The sequence below is a fragment of the Rhodovulum steppense genome (assembly GCF_004339675.1).
In the GTDB taxonomy this organism is placed as follows: Bacteria; Pseudomonadota; Alphaproteobacteria; order Rhodobacterales; family Rhodobacteraceae; genus Rhodovulum; species Rhodovulum steppense.
The window spans coordinates 15,128-27,902 of the sequence record NZ_SLVM01000016.1; the positions used below are offsets into that span (position 1 = coordinate 15,128).

Genomic DNA, 12,775 nt, shown 5'->3' on the forward strand with positions numbered 1-12,775 from the left:
TCGCCGTTGCCACCGGCCCGGGGGGCGGGCATAGGGATGGCATGGCGCAGCCGCTCGATTACAGAACGATCCGCGAGATCTTTGCCCGGTTTCACGCCGCCGAGCCCGAGCCGAAGGGCGAGCTGGAGCATGTGAACGCCTATACCCTGCTGGTCGCGGTGGCGCTGTCGGCGCAGGCGACCGATGTGGGGGTGAACCGCGCGACGCGGGGGCTGTTCGCGGTGGTGGACACGCCCGAGAAGATGCTGGCCCTGGGCGAGGAGGGGCTGATCGGGCATATCCGCACGATCGGTCTTTTCCGCAACAAGGCGAAGAACGTGATGAAGATGTCGCGCATCCTGGTCGAGGAGTATGGCGGCGAGGTGCCGTCCTCGCGCGCGGCGTTGCAGGCGCTGCCCGGCGTGGGGCGAAAGACGGCGAATGTGGTGCTGAACATGTGGTGGGGGCTGCCTGCGCAGGCGGTGGACACGCATATCTTTCGCGTCGGCAACCGCACCCGCATCGCGCCCGGCAAGAGTGTCGAGGCGGTCGAGCGCGCCATCGAGGACAATGTTCCCGCCGAGTTCCAGCGCCATGCCCATCACTGGCTGATCCTGCACGGCCGCTATGTCTGCAAGGCGCGCAAGCCCGTCTGCGGCAATTGCCTGATCCGCGATCTCTGCCCCCATGAGGACAAGACACCATGACCAAACCCTATCACGTCGTCGGCATCGGCAATGCGCTGGTCGACATCCTGGCCCATGCCGAGGACGCCTTTCTGGAGACGCATGGCATCGAGAAGGGCATCATGCAGCTGATCGACATGGAGCGCGCGGTCGAGCTTTACGGCCGGGTCGGTCCGGCGCAGGAGATCTCGGGCGGGTCGGCGGCGAACACGATCGCGGGCATCGCCCGGCTTGGCGGGCGGACGGCCTATGTCGGCAAGGTCAAGGACGACCAGTTGGGCGCGATCTTTGCCCATGATCTGCGCGCGCAGGGGGCGCATTACACGACCCGCCCCGCGCCGAAGGACACCGAGGGCGAGACCGGGCGCTGCATCGTGCTGGTCACGCCCGATGGCGAGCGGTCGATGAACACCTATCTGGGCGTCACCGAACATCTGACGCCCGCCGATATCGACGAACGCCAGATGGCCGGGGCGGAATGGATCTACCTTGAGGGCTACCGTTTCGACGGGCCGGAAAGCCACGAGGCCTTCGCCCGGGCCATCGGCGCGGCCAGGGCGGCGCGGGGGCGGGTGTCGCTGACGCTGTCCGACCCGTTCTGCGTGGAACGCCACCGCGAGGCGTTCCGGCGGATGATCCGCGAGGATGTGGACCTGCTGTTCGCGAACCGGGCCGAGATCCTGTCGATGTACGAGACCGAGGATTTTTCCGAGGCGCTGAGCCGGGCCGCGGCCGAGATCGACATCGTCGCCTGCACCGACAGCGAGAACGGCGCGCATGTGCTGGCCGAGGGGCAGCATTGGCATGTGCCCGCGGTGCCGACGCAGGTGGTGGATGCGACCGGGGCGGGCGATCTGTTCGCCGCGGCCTTCCTGTGGGGGCTGACCCATGGTCACGACCTGGAAACCTGCGGGCGGATGGGCTGTGTCGCGGCGAGCGAGATCATCAGCCATATCGGCGCGCGCCCCGAGGCCGATCTGTCCGCGCTGTTCCGCCAGCACGGCCTGGTCTGAGCCGCTCTTTCCGCTTCGGAAATCCCGCGTCCGGACGTAGACTGGCGCCCGGGCCGGTGAGGGGCCTTCCTGTGGTTTTCCAGTGCGTTCCGTTTCCTGCCCCGTGCCGGTGAGCGTTGAACCATAGGGGGGAAAGGCCATGGGAGATCTGTCGCGTTACGTTATCCTGCGCGACCGCAATGCCGACCTGCGCAAGCGGGTGACCGGCGAGGCGTTCGGCGAGGCGTCGGGGATACCCGGCATTCTGGGCGAGGCGGGGGGCGCACGGCTGGGGGCGACCATCGGCACGATGCTGCCGCCCGGCCCCGAACTTGACAGTGCCGATCTGACCGCGCACGAGGCCAAGGACGCGCTGCGCCAGGGCGATGTGGTGGGGGTGGTGCGCTCGATCCCGACCTCGCTGATCGCGCCGAAGGACAATCCCGCCAATGCCGCGGCGACCGAGACCTGGGGCATCAAGGCGGTGCGCGCCGATGCCTCGCCCTTTACCGGCGCGGGGGTCAAGGTGGCGGTGCTGGATACCGGCATCGATGCGGCCCACCCGGCCTTTGCCGACGTAACACTGGTCCAGCAGGATTTCACCGGCGAGGGCGATGGCGACGGGAACGGGCATGGCACCCATTGCGCGGGCACGATCTTTGGCCGGGACGTGAACGGCCAGCGGATCGGCGTGGCCCGCGGGGTGGGCGAGGCGTTCATCGGCAAGGTGCTGAGCGCGGCCGGTTCGGGCACGTCCGAGATGATGTTCAGCGCGCTCAAGCGGGCGTCGGAGGAGCGGGTTCAGGTGATCTCGATGTCGCTGGGATTCGATTTTCCCGGTCTCGTCAAGTTGCTGATCGAACAGGAGGATTTCCCCGCCGATCTGGCCACCTGGATCGCGCTGGAAGGATTCCGGACCAATCTGGCGATGTTCAACGCGCTGATGAACATGATCCGGCAGCAGGCGGTGTTCGATGGCGGAACGGTGGTGATCGCGGCCAGCGGCAACGAGAGCCGCCGCGAGATCCATCCCAATTACGAGGTCGGCGCCTCGGTCCCGGCGGTGGCCGAGGGCTGCATCGCGGTGGGGGCGCTCCAGCAGGGCGCGGCGGGGCTGCGGATCGCCGATTTCTCGAACACCAATCCCGATATCGCCGCGCCGGGCGTGGGGGTTCTGTCGGCCAGGGCGGGCGGCGGGCTGGTCGCGCTGTCGGGCACCTCGATGGCCTGTCCGCATGTCGCGGGGCTGGCCGCCTTGTGGTGGGAGGCGACGCGCGCGGGGGCGCTGCCGGCCAATGCCGGGACGGTCAGCATGCGGTTGCTGTCCTCGGCCACGGTGGCGGGCATCGCGCCGGGCGTGCAGGTCGCCGATCGCGGGCAGGGGCTGGCGCAGGCGCCGCTGTCGCCGATCGGCTGAGGCGGGCGGGGCACTTGCGCGGTCGTCGCCGACAAGCCGACGCGAGATAGGGAGCGAGAGCGACCGGCTGGACGAGGCGAGGTTTGCCAACCCGCCTCGCATGGAGGGGCGGCGCACGCCCGCGGACAACGCTGCCCCTCTGGCGCAGTTCCTCTCGATCCCCTACGAAACGGCAGGCAAGATCGCCGCGACCGACCAGCTTTTCGCCGATTGAGGAGGCCCCATGCCCTATGTCTATGACGACCAGAACGTGTTCGCGAAGATCCTGCGCGGCGAGATCCCGAACGACACGGTGATGGAAACCACCTACACGCTGGCCTTCAACGATATCGCGCCGCAGGCGCCGGTGCATGTGCTGGTGATCCCCAAGGGGCCCTATATGTGCTACGATCATTTCGCGCTGGAGGCCACGGCGGCCGAGATCGCGGATTTCACCCGTGTCCTGGGCGAGATCTGCCGCCAGAAGGGCCTTCAGCCGGGCGCGGGCGGCGCGGGCTACCGGCTGATCGCCAATTCCGGCCGCGATGCGATCCAGGAGGTACCGCACATGCATGTGCATATCCTGGGCGGGCGCGATCTGGGGCGGATGCTGGCCCCGGCCTGAGGCGCAAGGCGCCTGCCGCATTTTCGGGCGGGCGCCCGGTTTTTCGCCTGTCGACCCCCGAGCGGGGCTTGCACAGCGCCGCGTCCCTACCCATGATCGCCGCGAATCTGGAGGCGCACGCAACGGAATGAACGACGGGAACAGGGGGCCGGGCTTCGGCCGGAGCGAGGCGGCACAGGGCTACCTGCTGGTGGCAACGCCGCTGGCCTATGCGCTGTTGCTGCTGGCGGTTCCGCTGGGCGCGATCCTGCTGTTCAGCTTCTGGTCGCAGGATTACCTGACCATCGACACCACGCTGACGCTGAAGAACTATCGCGAGGCGCTGTCCGATCCGCTTTATCGCCAGTTGCTGCTGCGTTCGTTGATGATCTCGGCGGCGGTGACGATGGCGACGGTGCTGGCGGCGTTTCCGATTGCCTATTACGTTTCGTTCTATGTCGCGCCGGAACGCAAGGCGATGTGGATCTTCCTGATCACCATCCCGTTCTGGACCTCCTATCTGATCCGCGTGTTCCTGTGGAAGGTGATCCTGGGCTATAACGGGGTGTTCAACACGACGCTGCTGGGGCTGGGGATCATCGACGAGCCGCTGACCTTTATCCTTTACAACGCGAATGCGGTGGTCATCACGCTGGCCCATGCCTATGCGCCCTTTGCGATCCTGCCGATCTTCGTGGCGCTGGAAAAGATCGACCGAAGCCTGCACGAGGCCAGCCGCGATCTGGGCGAGGGGTACCTCTCGACCTTCTGGCGGGTGACGCTGCCACTGGCGATGCCGGGCGTGGTAGCGGCGGTGCTGATCGTGTTCATCCCGACGATCGGGGATTACGTCACGCCGGTGCTGGTGGGCGGGCCGGACGGGCGGATGATCGCCAACATGATCCAGACCCAGTTCCTGCGGCTGAACAATGCGCCGATGGGGGCTGCGCTGGCGGTGCTGACCATGGCGATGGTGACGGTCGTGGCGCTGGTCTTCGTGTTCCTCAACCGCCGTTACCTGCGAGGCCGGGAATGAAACGGCCGCTGCGCGTCTACGCGATCCTTTACCTCGGCTTTCTCTATGCGCCGATCGCGCTGTTGCCGGTCTTTGCCTTCAATGACGGCACGGTGATCGCCTTTCCGCTGAGGGGTTTCACTTGGGACTGGTTCCGCCAGCTTGCCGAAATTCCGGCGCTGCATGCCGCGGTGCTGAACAGCCTGAAGATCGCGGTGATCTCGGCGATCCTGGCGACCTGCCTGGGCGTGCTGGCGGCGCGGGCCGCGACGCGTTTCGCCTTTCCCGGCAAGAAGGGGATCATGGGGCTGATCATGCTGCCGCTTGTGCTGCCCGAGATCATCGTGGCGGTGTCGCTGCTGGTGGTGCTGCTGCAACTGGGGCTGTCGCTTGGCGCCTGGACGGTGATAATGGGCCATGTGCTGATCGCGACGCCCTTTGCCATCGCGATCCTGAACTCGGCCTTCCAGGGGCTCGACCGCTCGCTCGAAGAGGCGGCGGTGGATCTGGGCGAGACGAAATGGTCCAGCTTTCGCCTTGTCACGCTGCCGCTGGTGATGCCGGGGATCATCTCGTCGCTGCTGATCGCCTTCACCATCTCGCTGGACGAGTTCATCATCGCCTTCTTCCTGACCGGGACCGAACCGACGCTGCCCGTCTATCTCTGGGGCCAGATGCGCTTTCCGCAGCGGCTGCCGGTGATCATGGCGCTGGGCACGATCCTCGTGCTGGCCTCGGTCCTGTTGCTGGCGATTGCCGAATATGCCCGCCGCCGGGGCGCCGCGCGCACCGGGCAGAAAGACGCCGGAGGATTCCTGTGAAAGACACGCGCACCGAGGCCCGGCCGATCATCACGCTGGAGGCGGTGGAGAAATATTACGGCGACTACCACGCGCTGCGCGGCATCAGCGCCGAGATCCGGCAGGGCGAGTTCTTCTCGCTGCTCGGCCCCTCGGGCTGCGGCAAGACCACGCTGCTGCGCACCATCGCCGGATTCGAGGACCTGTCCGCAGGGCGGCTGTTCATCGACGGGCAGGACATGGCCGGGGTGCCCGCGAACAGGCGGCCCACCAACATGGTGTTCCAGTCCTACGCGATCTTTCCCCATCTCAGCGTGGCCGAGAATGTGGGCTTCGGGCTGCGCCGCTCGGGCCTGTCCCGGGCCGAGCGCGCCGCGAAGGTCGAGCAGGCGCTTGCCATGGTGGGGCTTGCGGGCTTTGGCGGACGGGCGGCGCATGCGCTTTCGGGCGGGCAACGCCAGCGGGTGGCGCTGGCGCGCGCGCTGATCCTGGAACCCACGGTCCTCTTGCTCGACGAGCCGCTCTCGGCACTCGACAAGAAGATGCGCGACCAGATGCAGGGAGAGTTGCGCCGGTTGCAACGCCAGGTCGGTATCACCTTCATCCTCGTCACCCATGACCAGGAAGAGGCGCTGATCATGTCCGACCGCATCGCGGTGATGTTCGAGGGCCAGATCGCGCAGCTCGACACGCCGCAGATGCTCTATCGCCGCCCGGTCAGCCGCAAGGTGGGCGAGTTCATCGGCGTGATGAACTTCCTGCCCGCCCGCGCCACCGTCGCCGACGAAACCCATATCGAGGTCGAGGCCGCAGGACTCGGCCGCGCCGTGATCGGCCCCGACCAGTTGCCCGGCGGCTGGCACCCCGGCCAGACCCAGAGCGTCGGTATCCGCCCCGAAACCATGTCGATCCTCTATCCCGGCGAAACCACCGACAGGCGCGTGGCGACCGGCGTGGTCGAAGATCTCTCCTATTACGGCGACATGACCTATTACGAGGTCCGCCTTGACGGGGTCGAGCGGCCGATGACCATCTCGATGAAGAATCTCGTCGGTCGCCCCGTTCTGGAACGCGGCACCGAGGCCCGCGTCGCCTGGGACGCGCGCTCTCTGGTGCTGTTCGCCTGAGCCTTCTTCTGGCCGGAAATATCCCGGGGGGAGTCCGTAAGGACGGGGGGCAGCGCCCACCTTTGCCCTCAGGCCGCGCGCCACGCCCCGCTTTCCAGCCCCGCCAGCGTCCAGTCGCCGACCTGCCAGCGGATCAGCCGCAGCGTGGGGTGGCCCACCGCCGCGGTCATCCGGCGCACCTGGCGGTTGCGGCCCTCGGTGATCGTCACCTCGATCCAGCAATCGGGCACCGACTTGCGAAACCGCACCGGCGGCGTCCGCGGCCACAGCCCGGGGGGCGTGCCCTCGATCCGGCGCACGCGGGCGGGCCGGGTCGGGCCGTCCTTCAGCGTCACGCCCCGGGCCAGCGCCTCAAGTGCGGCGTCGGGCGGAATCCCCTCGACCTGCACCAGATAGGTCTTGGCCATCTTGTGGCGCGGATCGGCGATGCGGGCCTGCAACCGCCCGTCATCGGTCAGCACCAGCAATCCCTCGCTGTCGCGGTCCAGCCGCCCGGCGGGATAGATGCCGGGAATGTCGATGAACTCGGCCAGCGTCCGGTGCCCGCCGCCCGCGTCGGTGAATTGCGACAGAACGCCCCAGGGCTTGTTGAACAGGATCACCCGGCTCACGCCGCGCCCTTGGCCGAGGTCAGTTCCACGAAGACGTCCTCGAGGTTGGGTTCCTCGGTCGCGATGTCGCGGATCGTGATGCCCGCATCGCGCACCGCCTCGATCACGGCCCCGGTGGGGATCTCGCGGCGGCGATAGGTGAAGCACAGCGCGCCGTCGCGGCGCAGGCTGGCTTCGACGCCGGGCGGCATCGCGGGGGGCGCGCTCACCGGCGCTTCGGGGTGGATCACCAGCGTCTTGGCATCCATCCGTCCGATCAGGGCCGCGGTCGAATCCCGGGCGATCACCTCGCCATGGTTGATGATCGCGATCTCGCCGCACATCTGTTCGGCTTCTTCCAGGTAATGCGTGGTCAGGATGATCGTGGTGCCCTGTTCCTCGTTCAACCGGCGGATATTGGTCCACAGCATCTGGCGCAGCTCGATATCGACGCCCGCGGTCGGCTCGTCCAGCACCAGAACCTGCGGACGATGCACCAGCGCCTTGCCCAGCAGCAGACGCCGCCGCATCCCGCCCGACAGGTTGCGGGCATAGGCATCGGCCTTGTCCTCCAGCCCGATGGCCTTGAGGATGCGGTCGGTGATGCGCTGCGATTTCGGCACGCCGTAAAGCCCCGCCTGCATTTCCAGCGCGGCCCGGGGGGTAAAGAACGGGTCGATGTTCAGTTCCTGCGGCATGACGCCGATGGCCGCGCGCGACTGGCGCGGGTTCACGTCCTGGTCGAAGCCCCAGATCCGCACCTTTCCGCCGGTCTTCAGCACCAGACCGGCAAGGATGTTGATCAGCGTGGACTTGCCCGCGCCGTTCGGCCCCAGCAACCCGAAGATCGAGCCTGCCGGGATCGCCAGGTCCACCCCCTTCAGCGCCGGTTTCGGGGGCTGGCCGCCGCTGGCGGCATAGGTCTTGGTCAGCCTTTCGATCTCGATCGCGTTTTCGCCCATCTGTGCGCCTCTGCCGCTTGCCCGTGCCCCGGTCCTCGCTATCATGCCCCCCGAGTTAACGCGACCCCGTCGCCCCGGCAACGAGCGGAGCCCAGAGATGACCATACAAGCCACCCGCGACCCGCGCGCGATCGACGCCCCCGAGACCGAGATCGTCAGCCAGTGGCGCGTGGCCTGCGATGGCTGCGGCCCCGCGCTGGGCCATCCCCGCGTCTGGCTGGTGATCCCGCACGAGACGGGCTTTGTCGATTGCGGCTATTGCGACAAGCGGTTCGTTCACGAAAGCTTTGCCGACAGCCTGGGATGAGCGCGCCTGACCCACGCGGGCGGCTGCGGCGCAACCTGTTGTGGCTGGGCGGCATCGCGCTGGCCTATGGGGCCATCGCCTCGGGTCCGGGGCTGTGGCGGCGGGCCTTTCCGCCCGGTTTCGAATTCGCGCCGGTTGCGGGCCTGCCGGGCTTCCGGCGGCTTGACACGGGCGCGGTTTCGGCCGGTTCGCCGATCCTGATCGGGCTGGGGGACGCCCCGCCCCGCCCGGCGCCCGAGACGCTGCGCGACGGGCTGTGCGGGCATCTGTTCGGGGGCGCGGTCGGCACGGGCGCCGTGCCGGTGGCCTATTTCACCGATGTCCGCTGCACCTGGTGCCGGGTGATGACCCCCTTGCTGCGCGAACGCGCCGGCGGTGCTGCGCCGTCGATCCGGCTCGCATGGCACGAATTGCCCCTGCTGGGCGAGGCGTCGGTCATGGCCGCGCGCGCGGTGCTGGCCGCGGCGGAACAGGGCGCGGGGCCTGCGCTTCACGCGCGGATCTCGGGCGGGCGGCTGGTGCCCACGCCCGAGGCGCTGGCGCGGCTGGCCGATGCGCTGGGGCTCGATGGCGCGCGGCTGCGGACCGACATGGACGCGCCCGGGATCGACCGGCAACTGGCGGCCAGCCGGGGCCTTGCGGATCTGTTCGGCTTTTTCGGCACCCCCGCGCTGGTGGTGGGCCGCACCGCCGTTCTGGGCCGGATCGAGGCCGCCGATCTGGACCGCCTGATCGCGCTGGAAGCCGCCGAGGCCGCGACCGCCCCCTGCGCCTGAAGGCTGGCGAAGCGCGCGCCGTCATGGCAAGACCGGAGCGCACCGCCAAGGGGGACACGGACATGGGCACGACATTCGGCAAGGGCTGCCACCTGCACCTGATCGACGGCTCGGCCTTCATCTTCCGCGCCTTCCACGCGCTGCCCCCCTTGACGCGGAAATCCGACGGGCTGCCGATCGGCGCGGTCTCGGGCTTCTGCAACATGATCCACAAATACGTCCAGGACAACGCGGGGCCGGATGCGCCGACCCATGTGGCCGTGGTCTTCGACAAGGGCAGCCACACCTTCCGCAACGATCTTTACGACCTCTACAAGGCCAACCGGGACGAGATGCCCGCCGATCTGCGCCCGCAGATCCCGCTGACCCGCGAGGCGACGCGCGCCTTCAACATCGCCTGTCTGGAACAGGAGGGGTTCGAGGCCGACGACATCATCGCCACCCTGACCCGCAGGGCGGTCGAGGCCGGGGGGCGGGTGACCATCATCAGTTCCGACAAGGACCTGATGCAGCTTGTCGGCAATGGCGTCGAGATGCTGGACGCGATGAAGGGCAAGCGCATCGGCGTCGAGGAGGTCGAGGAAAAGTTCGGCGTCGGCCCCGATCGTGTCGTGGACGTGCAGGCGCTGGCGGGCGATTCGGTCGACAACATCCCCGGCGCGCCGGGCATCGGGATCAAGACCGCCGCGCTCCTGATCCAGGAATATGGCGACCTGGAAACGCTGCTGGACCGCGCCGAGGACATCCCCCAGCCCAAGCGCCGCCAGACGCTGATCGAGCATCGCGCGCAGATCGAACTGTCGAAACGGCTGGTGACGCTGGACGCCGCGATGCCGCTGGAGGTGACGCTGGACGATCTGGAGGTGCGCGCGCCCGATCCCGCCACCCTGATGGACTTCCTCACGCAGATGGAGTTCCGCACGCTGACCCGGCGCATCGCCGACGCGCTGGGGCTGGAACCGCCCGCCGCCGCCGAACCCGCCCCGGCCGCGGATGCCGCGGCCCCCGCGCGGCTGCCCTTCACGCCCGAAACCTATGACTGCGTGCGCGACGCCGCGGCGCTGCGGGACTGGATCGAGGCCGCGAATGCGCGGGGCTGGGTGGCCGTCGATACCGAGACCACCGGCCTAGACGAGATGCGCTGCGATCTGGTCGGCATCTCGCTGGCCGTCGAACCGGGGCGGGCCTGTTACATCCCGCTGGGCCACAAGACCGGCGGGGGCGACCTGTTCGGCGCGGATGCGCTGGCCGAGGGGCAGATGCCGCTGGCCCAGGCGCTGGCGCTGCTCAAGCCGCTGCTCGAAGACCCGGCCGTGATGAAGATCGGCCAGAACATGAAATACGACGCCAAGGTGCTGGCCCGCCATGGCATCGCGGTCGCGCCCATCGACGACACGATGCTGATGTCCTACGCGATGAATGCCGGGCTGCACGGCCACGGGATGGACGCGCTGTCCGAACGCTATCTCGACCACAGCCCGATCCCGATCAAGTCGCTCCTGGGCACGGGGAAATCCCAGATCACCTTCGACCGGGTGCCGATCGACGAGGCGGTGAAATACGCCGCCGAGGATGCCGACATCACCCTGCGGCTGGCCCAGCTCTTCAAGCCGCAACTGCACCGGGCGCGCGTGACGACCGTCTACGAGACGCTGGAACGCCCGCTGGTCCCCGTGCTGGCCGAGATGGAGATGACCGGCATCAAGGTCGACCGCGACACCCTCAGCCGCATGTCCAACGCCTTCGCCCAGAAGATGGCGGGGCTGGAGGCCGATATCCACGAGCTTGCGGGCGAAAAATTCAATGTCGGCTCGCCCAAGCAGCTGGGCGAGATCCTGTTCGACAAGATGAGCCTTGCGGGCGGCAAGAAGGGCAAGACCGGCGCCTATGCCACCGGCGCCGACGTGCTGGAGGATCTGGCCGCCGAAGGCCACGACCTGCCCGCCCGCGTGCTGGACTGGCGCCAGATCGCCAAGCTGAAATCGACCTATACCGATGCGCTTCAGGACCATATCCACCCCGAAACGGGCCGGGTGCATACCTCCTACGTCATCACCGGCGCGGTGACGGGGCGGCTGGCCTCGACCGACCCGAACCTTCAGAACATCCCCGTCCGCTCCGAAGACGGCCGCCGGATCCGCGAGGCGTTCGTCGCCGATACGGGCAAGATTCTGGTCAGCCTCGATTACAGCCAGATCGAGCTGCGCATCCTTGCCCATGTCGCCGGCATCGACGCGCTGAAACAGGCGTTCCGCGAGGGCCAGGACATCCACGCCATGACCGCCTCCGAAATGTTCGACGTGCCGCTCGACCAGATGACGCCCGAGATCCGGCGCCGCGCCAAGGCGATCAATTTCGGCGTGATCTACGGCATCTCGGGCTTCGGCCTTGCCCGCCAGTTGCGCATCCCGCGCAGCGAGGCGCAGGGCTTCATCGACCGTTATTTCGAGCGTTTCCCGGGCATCAAGGACTACATGAGCGAAACCGTCGCCTTCGCCAGGGCCAAGGGCCATGTCCAGACCCTGTTCGGGCGCAGGATCCACACCCCCGAAATCGGCGCCAAGGGGCCGCAGGCGGGCTTTGCCCAGCGCGCCGCGATCAACGCGCCGATCCAGGGCACGGCGGCCGACATCATCCGCCGCGCCATGATCCGGATGCCCGCCGCACTCGATGGTCTGCCCGCGCGGATGCTGTTGCAGGTCCATGACGAACTGGTCTTCGAGGTGGACGAGAACGCCGCCGAGGACGTGATCGCCCGCGTGCGCGATGTGATGGAGGGGGCGGCGATGCCCGCGGTCAAGCTGGATGTGCCGCTGGTGGTCGATGCCGGGCAGGGGGCGAACTGGGCGGCGGCGCATTGACGGCGGGCCTGGCGCCGCGCAAGCCCCGGCGCATCGCTCAGGGCAGTTCGGCCGCAGGGATCACGGGGAAGAACGCCCCGCCCGAGCGCAGCCCGAACCAGTCCGCGCCCTCATGCGCTTCGGTCGTGCCGATCTCGACCAGCCGGTAAAAGCTCTTGCGGTCGATCCGCGCCTCCAGCCCGCTGCGGACATGAACATAGGGCGCGGGCTCGCCGGTTACGGCATCGCGGGTGACGCGGATCGGATGATCCGGCCCGGCCGCAACCCGGTCGCCGACATTGGTGACAAAGGTCAGGACCTGCCCGGCACCCTCGCCCGTCCGCTCGAAATCGACGGCGACAAAGGGCACGTCCTCGACCGTGATCCCCACCTTCTCGACCGGCGTGACCAGGAAATACCGCGCGCCCTCGCGTTTCAGGATGGTCGAGAACAGCCGCACCAAGGGCGCCCGTCCGATCGGCGTGCCAAGGTAGAACCAGGTCCCGTCGCGCGCGATCCGCATGTCGATATCCCCGCAGAAGGGCGGGTTCCACATCTCGACCGGCGGCAGCTTCCCCTCGCGCGCCGCCGCGCTGGCCGTGGCGGCCAGCCTGTCGGGATCGGGTTTCACGATCATTTGTGACGCTTCGGTTTTTGCCATTTGTGACGCGGGCGATATGTGGCGATACTGGCCCATATAG

14 protein-coding genes are annotated in these 12,775 nt (G+C 68.0%); 11 read left to right on the forward strand and 3 right to left on the reverse strand.

All coding sequences use genetic code 11. From position 1 onward, the window contains the following. Nucleotides 1-41 precede the first annotated feature (41 nt). From nth to EV216_RS11695, 8 genes are all read left to right on the forward strand, one after another. Entirely contained in the window at nucleotides 42-686 is a 645-nt protein-coding gene (nth, locus tag EV216_RS11665) for an endonuclease III (protein ID WP_132695641.1), read from the forward strand. Then, nucleotides 683-1,678: an adenosine kinase gene (locus EV216_RS11670; protein ID WP_132695642.1), complete on the forward strand. Its 996-nt coding sequence runs from the start codon at nucleotides 683-685 to the stop codon at nucleotides 1,676-1,678. The genes nth and EV216_RS11670 overlap by 4 nt, the downstream gene beginning before the upstream one ends. Before the next feature lie 139 nt (nucleotides 1,679-1,817). Then, nucleotides 1,818-3,074 carry a S8 family peptidase gene (locus EV216_RS11675; protein WP_132695644.1) on the forward strand — a complete coding sequence of 419 codons (1,257 nt, stop codon included), beginning with the start codon at nucleotides 1,818-1,820 and terminating at the stop codon, nucleotides 3,072-3,074. Next, complete coding sequence (locus EV216_RS18785; protein ID WP_279388214.1) at nucleotides 3,028-3,288, forward strand: DUF5928 domain-containing protein; 261 nt, start codon at nucleotides 3,028-3,030, stop codon at nucleotides 3,286-3,288. The genes EV216_RS11675 and EV216_RS18785 overlap by 47 nt, the downstream gene beginning before the upstream one ends. Before the next feature lie 9 nt (nucleotides 3,289-3,297). Continuing rightward, the gene (locus EV216_RS11680; protein ID WP_132695646.1) at nucleotides 3,298-3,678 is read left to right on the forward strand and encodes an HIT domain-containing protein; all 381 of its coding nucleotides are present in this window, start codon (nucleotides 3,298-3,300) and stop codon (nucleotides 3,676-3,678) included. Between the two features lie 127 nt (nucleotides 3,679-3,805). Then, nucleotides 3,806-4,693, forward strand: coding sequence for an ABC transporter permease (locus EV216_RS11685; RefSeq protein WP_132695648.1), 888 nt, complete (start codon nucleotides 3,806-3,808; stop codon nucleotides 4,691-4,693). Further along, nucleotides 4,690-5,493, forward strand: coding sequence for an ABC transporter permease (locus EV216_RS11690; RefSeq protein WP_132695649.1), 804 nt, complete (start codon nucleotides 4,690-4,692; stop codon nucleotides 5,491-5,493). Before EV216_RS11685 ends, EV216_RS11690 begins: the two co-directional genes overlap by 4 nt. Beyond that, nucleotides 5,490-6,599 (forward strand): ABC transporter ATP-binding protein, encoded by a 1,110-nt coding sequence (locus EV216_RS11695; RefSeq protein ID WP_243642060.1) that lies wholly within the window; start codon nucleotides 5,490-5,492, stop codon nucleotides 6,597-6,599. Before EV216_RS11690 ends, EV216_RS11695 begins: the two co-directional genes overlap by 4 nt. Before the next feature lie 68 nt (nucleotides 6,600-6,667). Here the strand turns inward: EV216_RS11695 and EV216_RS11700 are convergent, their stop codons facing one another. Both EV216_RS11700 and EV216_RS11705 read right to left on the reverse strand, forming a co-directional pair. After that, nucleotides 6,668-7,210, reverse strand: coding sequence for a pseudouridine synthase (locus tag EV216_RS11700; protein ID WP_132695651.1), 543 nt, complete (start codon nucleotides 7,208-7,210; stop codon nucleotides 6,668-6,670). Beyond that, nucleotides 7,207-8,151, reverse strand: coding sequence for an ABC transporter ATP-binding protein (locus EV216_RS11705; RefSeq protein WP_132695653.1), 945 nt, complete (start codon nucleotides 8,149-8,151; stop codon nucleotides 7,207-7,209). The genes EV216_RS11700 and EV216_RS11705 overlap by 4 nt, the downstream gene beginning before the upstream one ends. Before the next feature lie 97 nt (nucleotides 8,152-8,248). Here EV216_RS11705 and EV216_RS11710 point away from each other — a divergent pair, with 97 nt between their 5' ends. The 3 genes from EV216_RS11710 (at nucleotide 8,249) to polA (ending at nucleotide 12,095) form a co-directional block, all read left to right on the forward strand. Next, nucleotides 8,249-8,458, forward strand: a complete 210-nt coding sequence (locus EV216_RS11710) for a zinc-finger domain-containing protein (RefSeq protein WP_132695655.1) — start codon at nucleotides 8,249-8,251, stop codon at nucleotides 8,456-8,458. Then, nucleotides 8,455-9,234: a DsbA family protein gene (locus tag EV216_RS11715; protein ID WP_132695657.1), complete on the forward strand. Its 780-nt coding sequence runs from the start codon at nucleotides 8,455-8,457 to the stop codon at nucleotides 9,232-9,234. The genes EV216_RS11710 and EV216_RS11715 overlap by 4 nt, the downstream gene beginning before the upstream one ends. A gap of 62 nt (nucleotides 9,235-9,296) precedes the next feature. Continuing rightward, nucleotides 9,297-12,095, forward strand: a complete 2,799-nt coding sequence (gene polA / locus EV216_RS11720; protein ID WP_132695757.1) for a DNA polymerase I — start codon at nucleotides 9,297-9,299, stop codon at nucleotides 12,093-12,095. A 37-nt stretch (nucleotides 12,096-12,132) separates the two neighbouring features. Here polA and EV216_RS11725 read toward each other — a convergent pair whose 3' ends face one another. Continuing rightward, nucleotides 12,133-12,711, reverse strand: coding sequence for a DUF1285 domain-containing protein (locus EV216_RS11725; protein WP_243642061.1), 579 nt, complete (start codon nucleotides 12,709-12,711; stop codon nucleotides 12,133-12,135). Nucleotides 12,712-12,775: the final 64 nt, after the last annotated feature.

Bases quoted from the DNA above. Each gene is read 5' to 3' on its own strand.
- polA (WP_132695757.1), top strand. From the start codon at position 9,297: ATGGGCACGACATTCGGCAAGGGCTGCCACCTGCACCTGATCGACGGC.
- EV216_RS11685 (WP_132695648.1), top strand. From the start codon at position 3,806: ATGAACGACGGGAACAGGGGGCCGGGCTTCGGCCGGAGCGAGGCGGCA.
- EV216_RS11670 (WP_132695642.1), top strand. From the start codon at position 683: ATGACCAAACCCTATCACGTCGTCGGCATCGGCAATGCGCTGGTCGAC.
- EV216_RS11675 (WP_132695644.1), top strand. From the start codon at position 1,818: ATGGGAGATCTGTCGCGTTACGTTATCCTGCGCGACCGCAATGCCGAC.
- EV216_RS11710 (WP_132695655.1), top strand. From the start codon at position 8,249: ATGACCATACAAGCCACCCGCGACCCGCGCGCGATCGACGCCCCCGAG.
- EV216_RS11680 (WP_132695646.1), top strand. From the start codon at position 3,298: ATGCCCTATGTCTATGACGACCAGAACGTGTTCGCGAAGATCCTGCGC.
- EV216_RS11705 (WP_132695653.1), bottom strand. From the start codon at position 8,151: ATGGGCGAAAACGCGATCGAGATCGAAAGGCTGACCAAGACCTATGCC.
- EV216_RS11725 (WP_243642061.1), bottom strand. From the start codon at position 12,711: ATGATCGTGAAACCCGATCCCGACAGGCTGGCCGCCACGGCCAGCGCG.
- EV216_RS11715 (WP_132695657.1), top strand. From the start codon at position 8,455: ATGAGCGCGCCTGACCCACGCGGGCGGCTGCGGCGCAACCTGTTGTGG.
- EV216_RS11690 (WP_132695649.1), top strand. From the start codon at position 4,690: ATGAAACGGCCGCTGCGCGTCTACGCGATCCTTTACCTCGGCTTTCTC.
- nth (WP_132695641.1), top strand. From the start codon at position 42: ATGGCGCAGCCGCTCGATTACAGAACGATCCGCGAGATCTTTGCCCGG.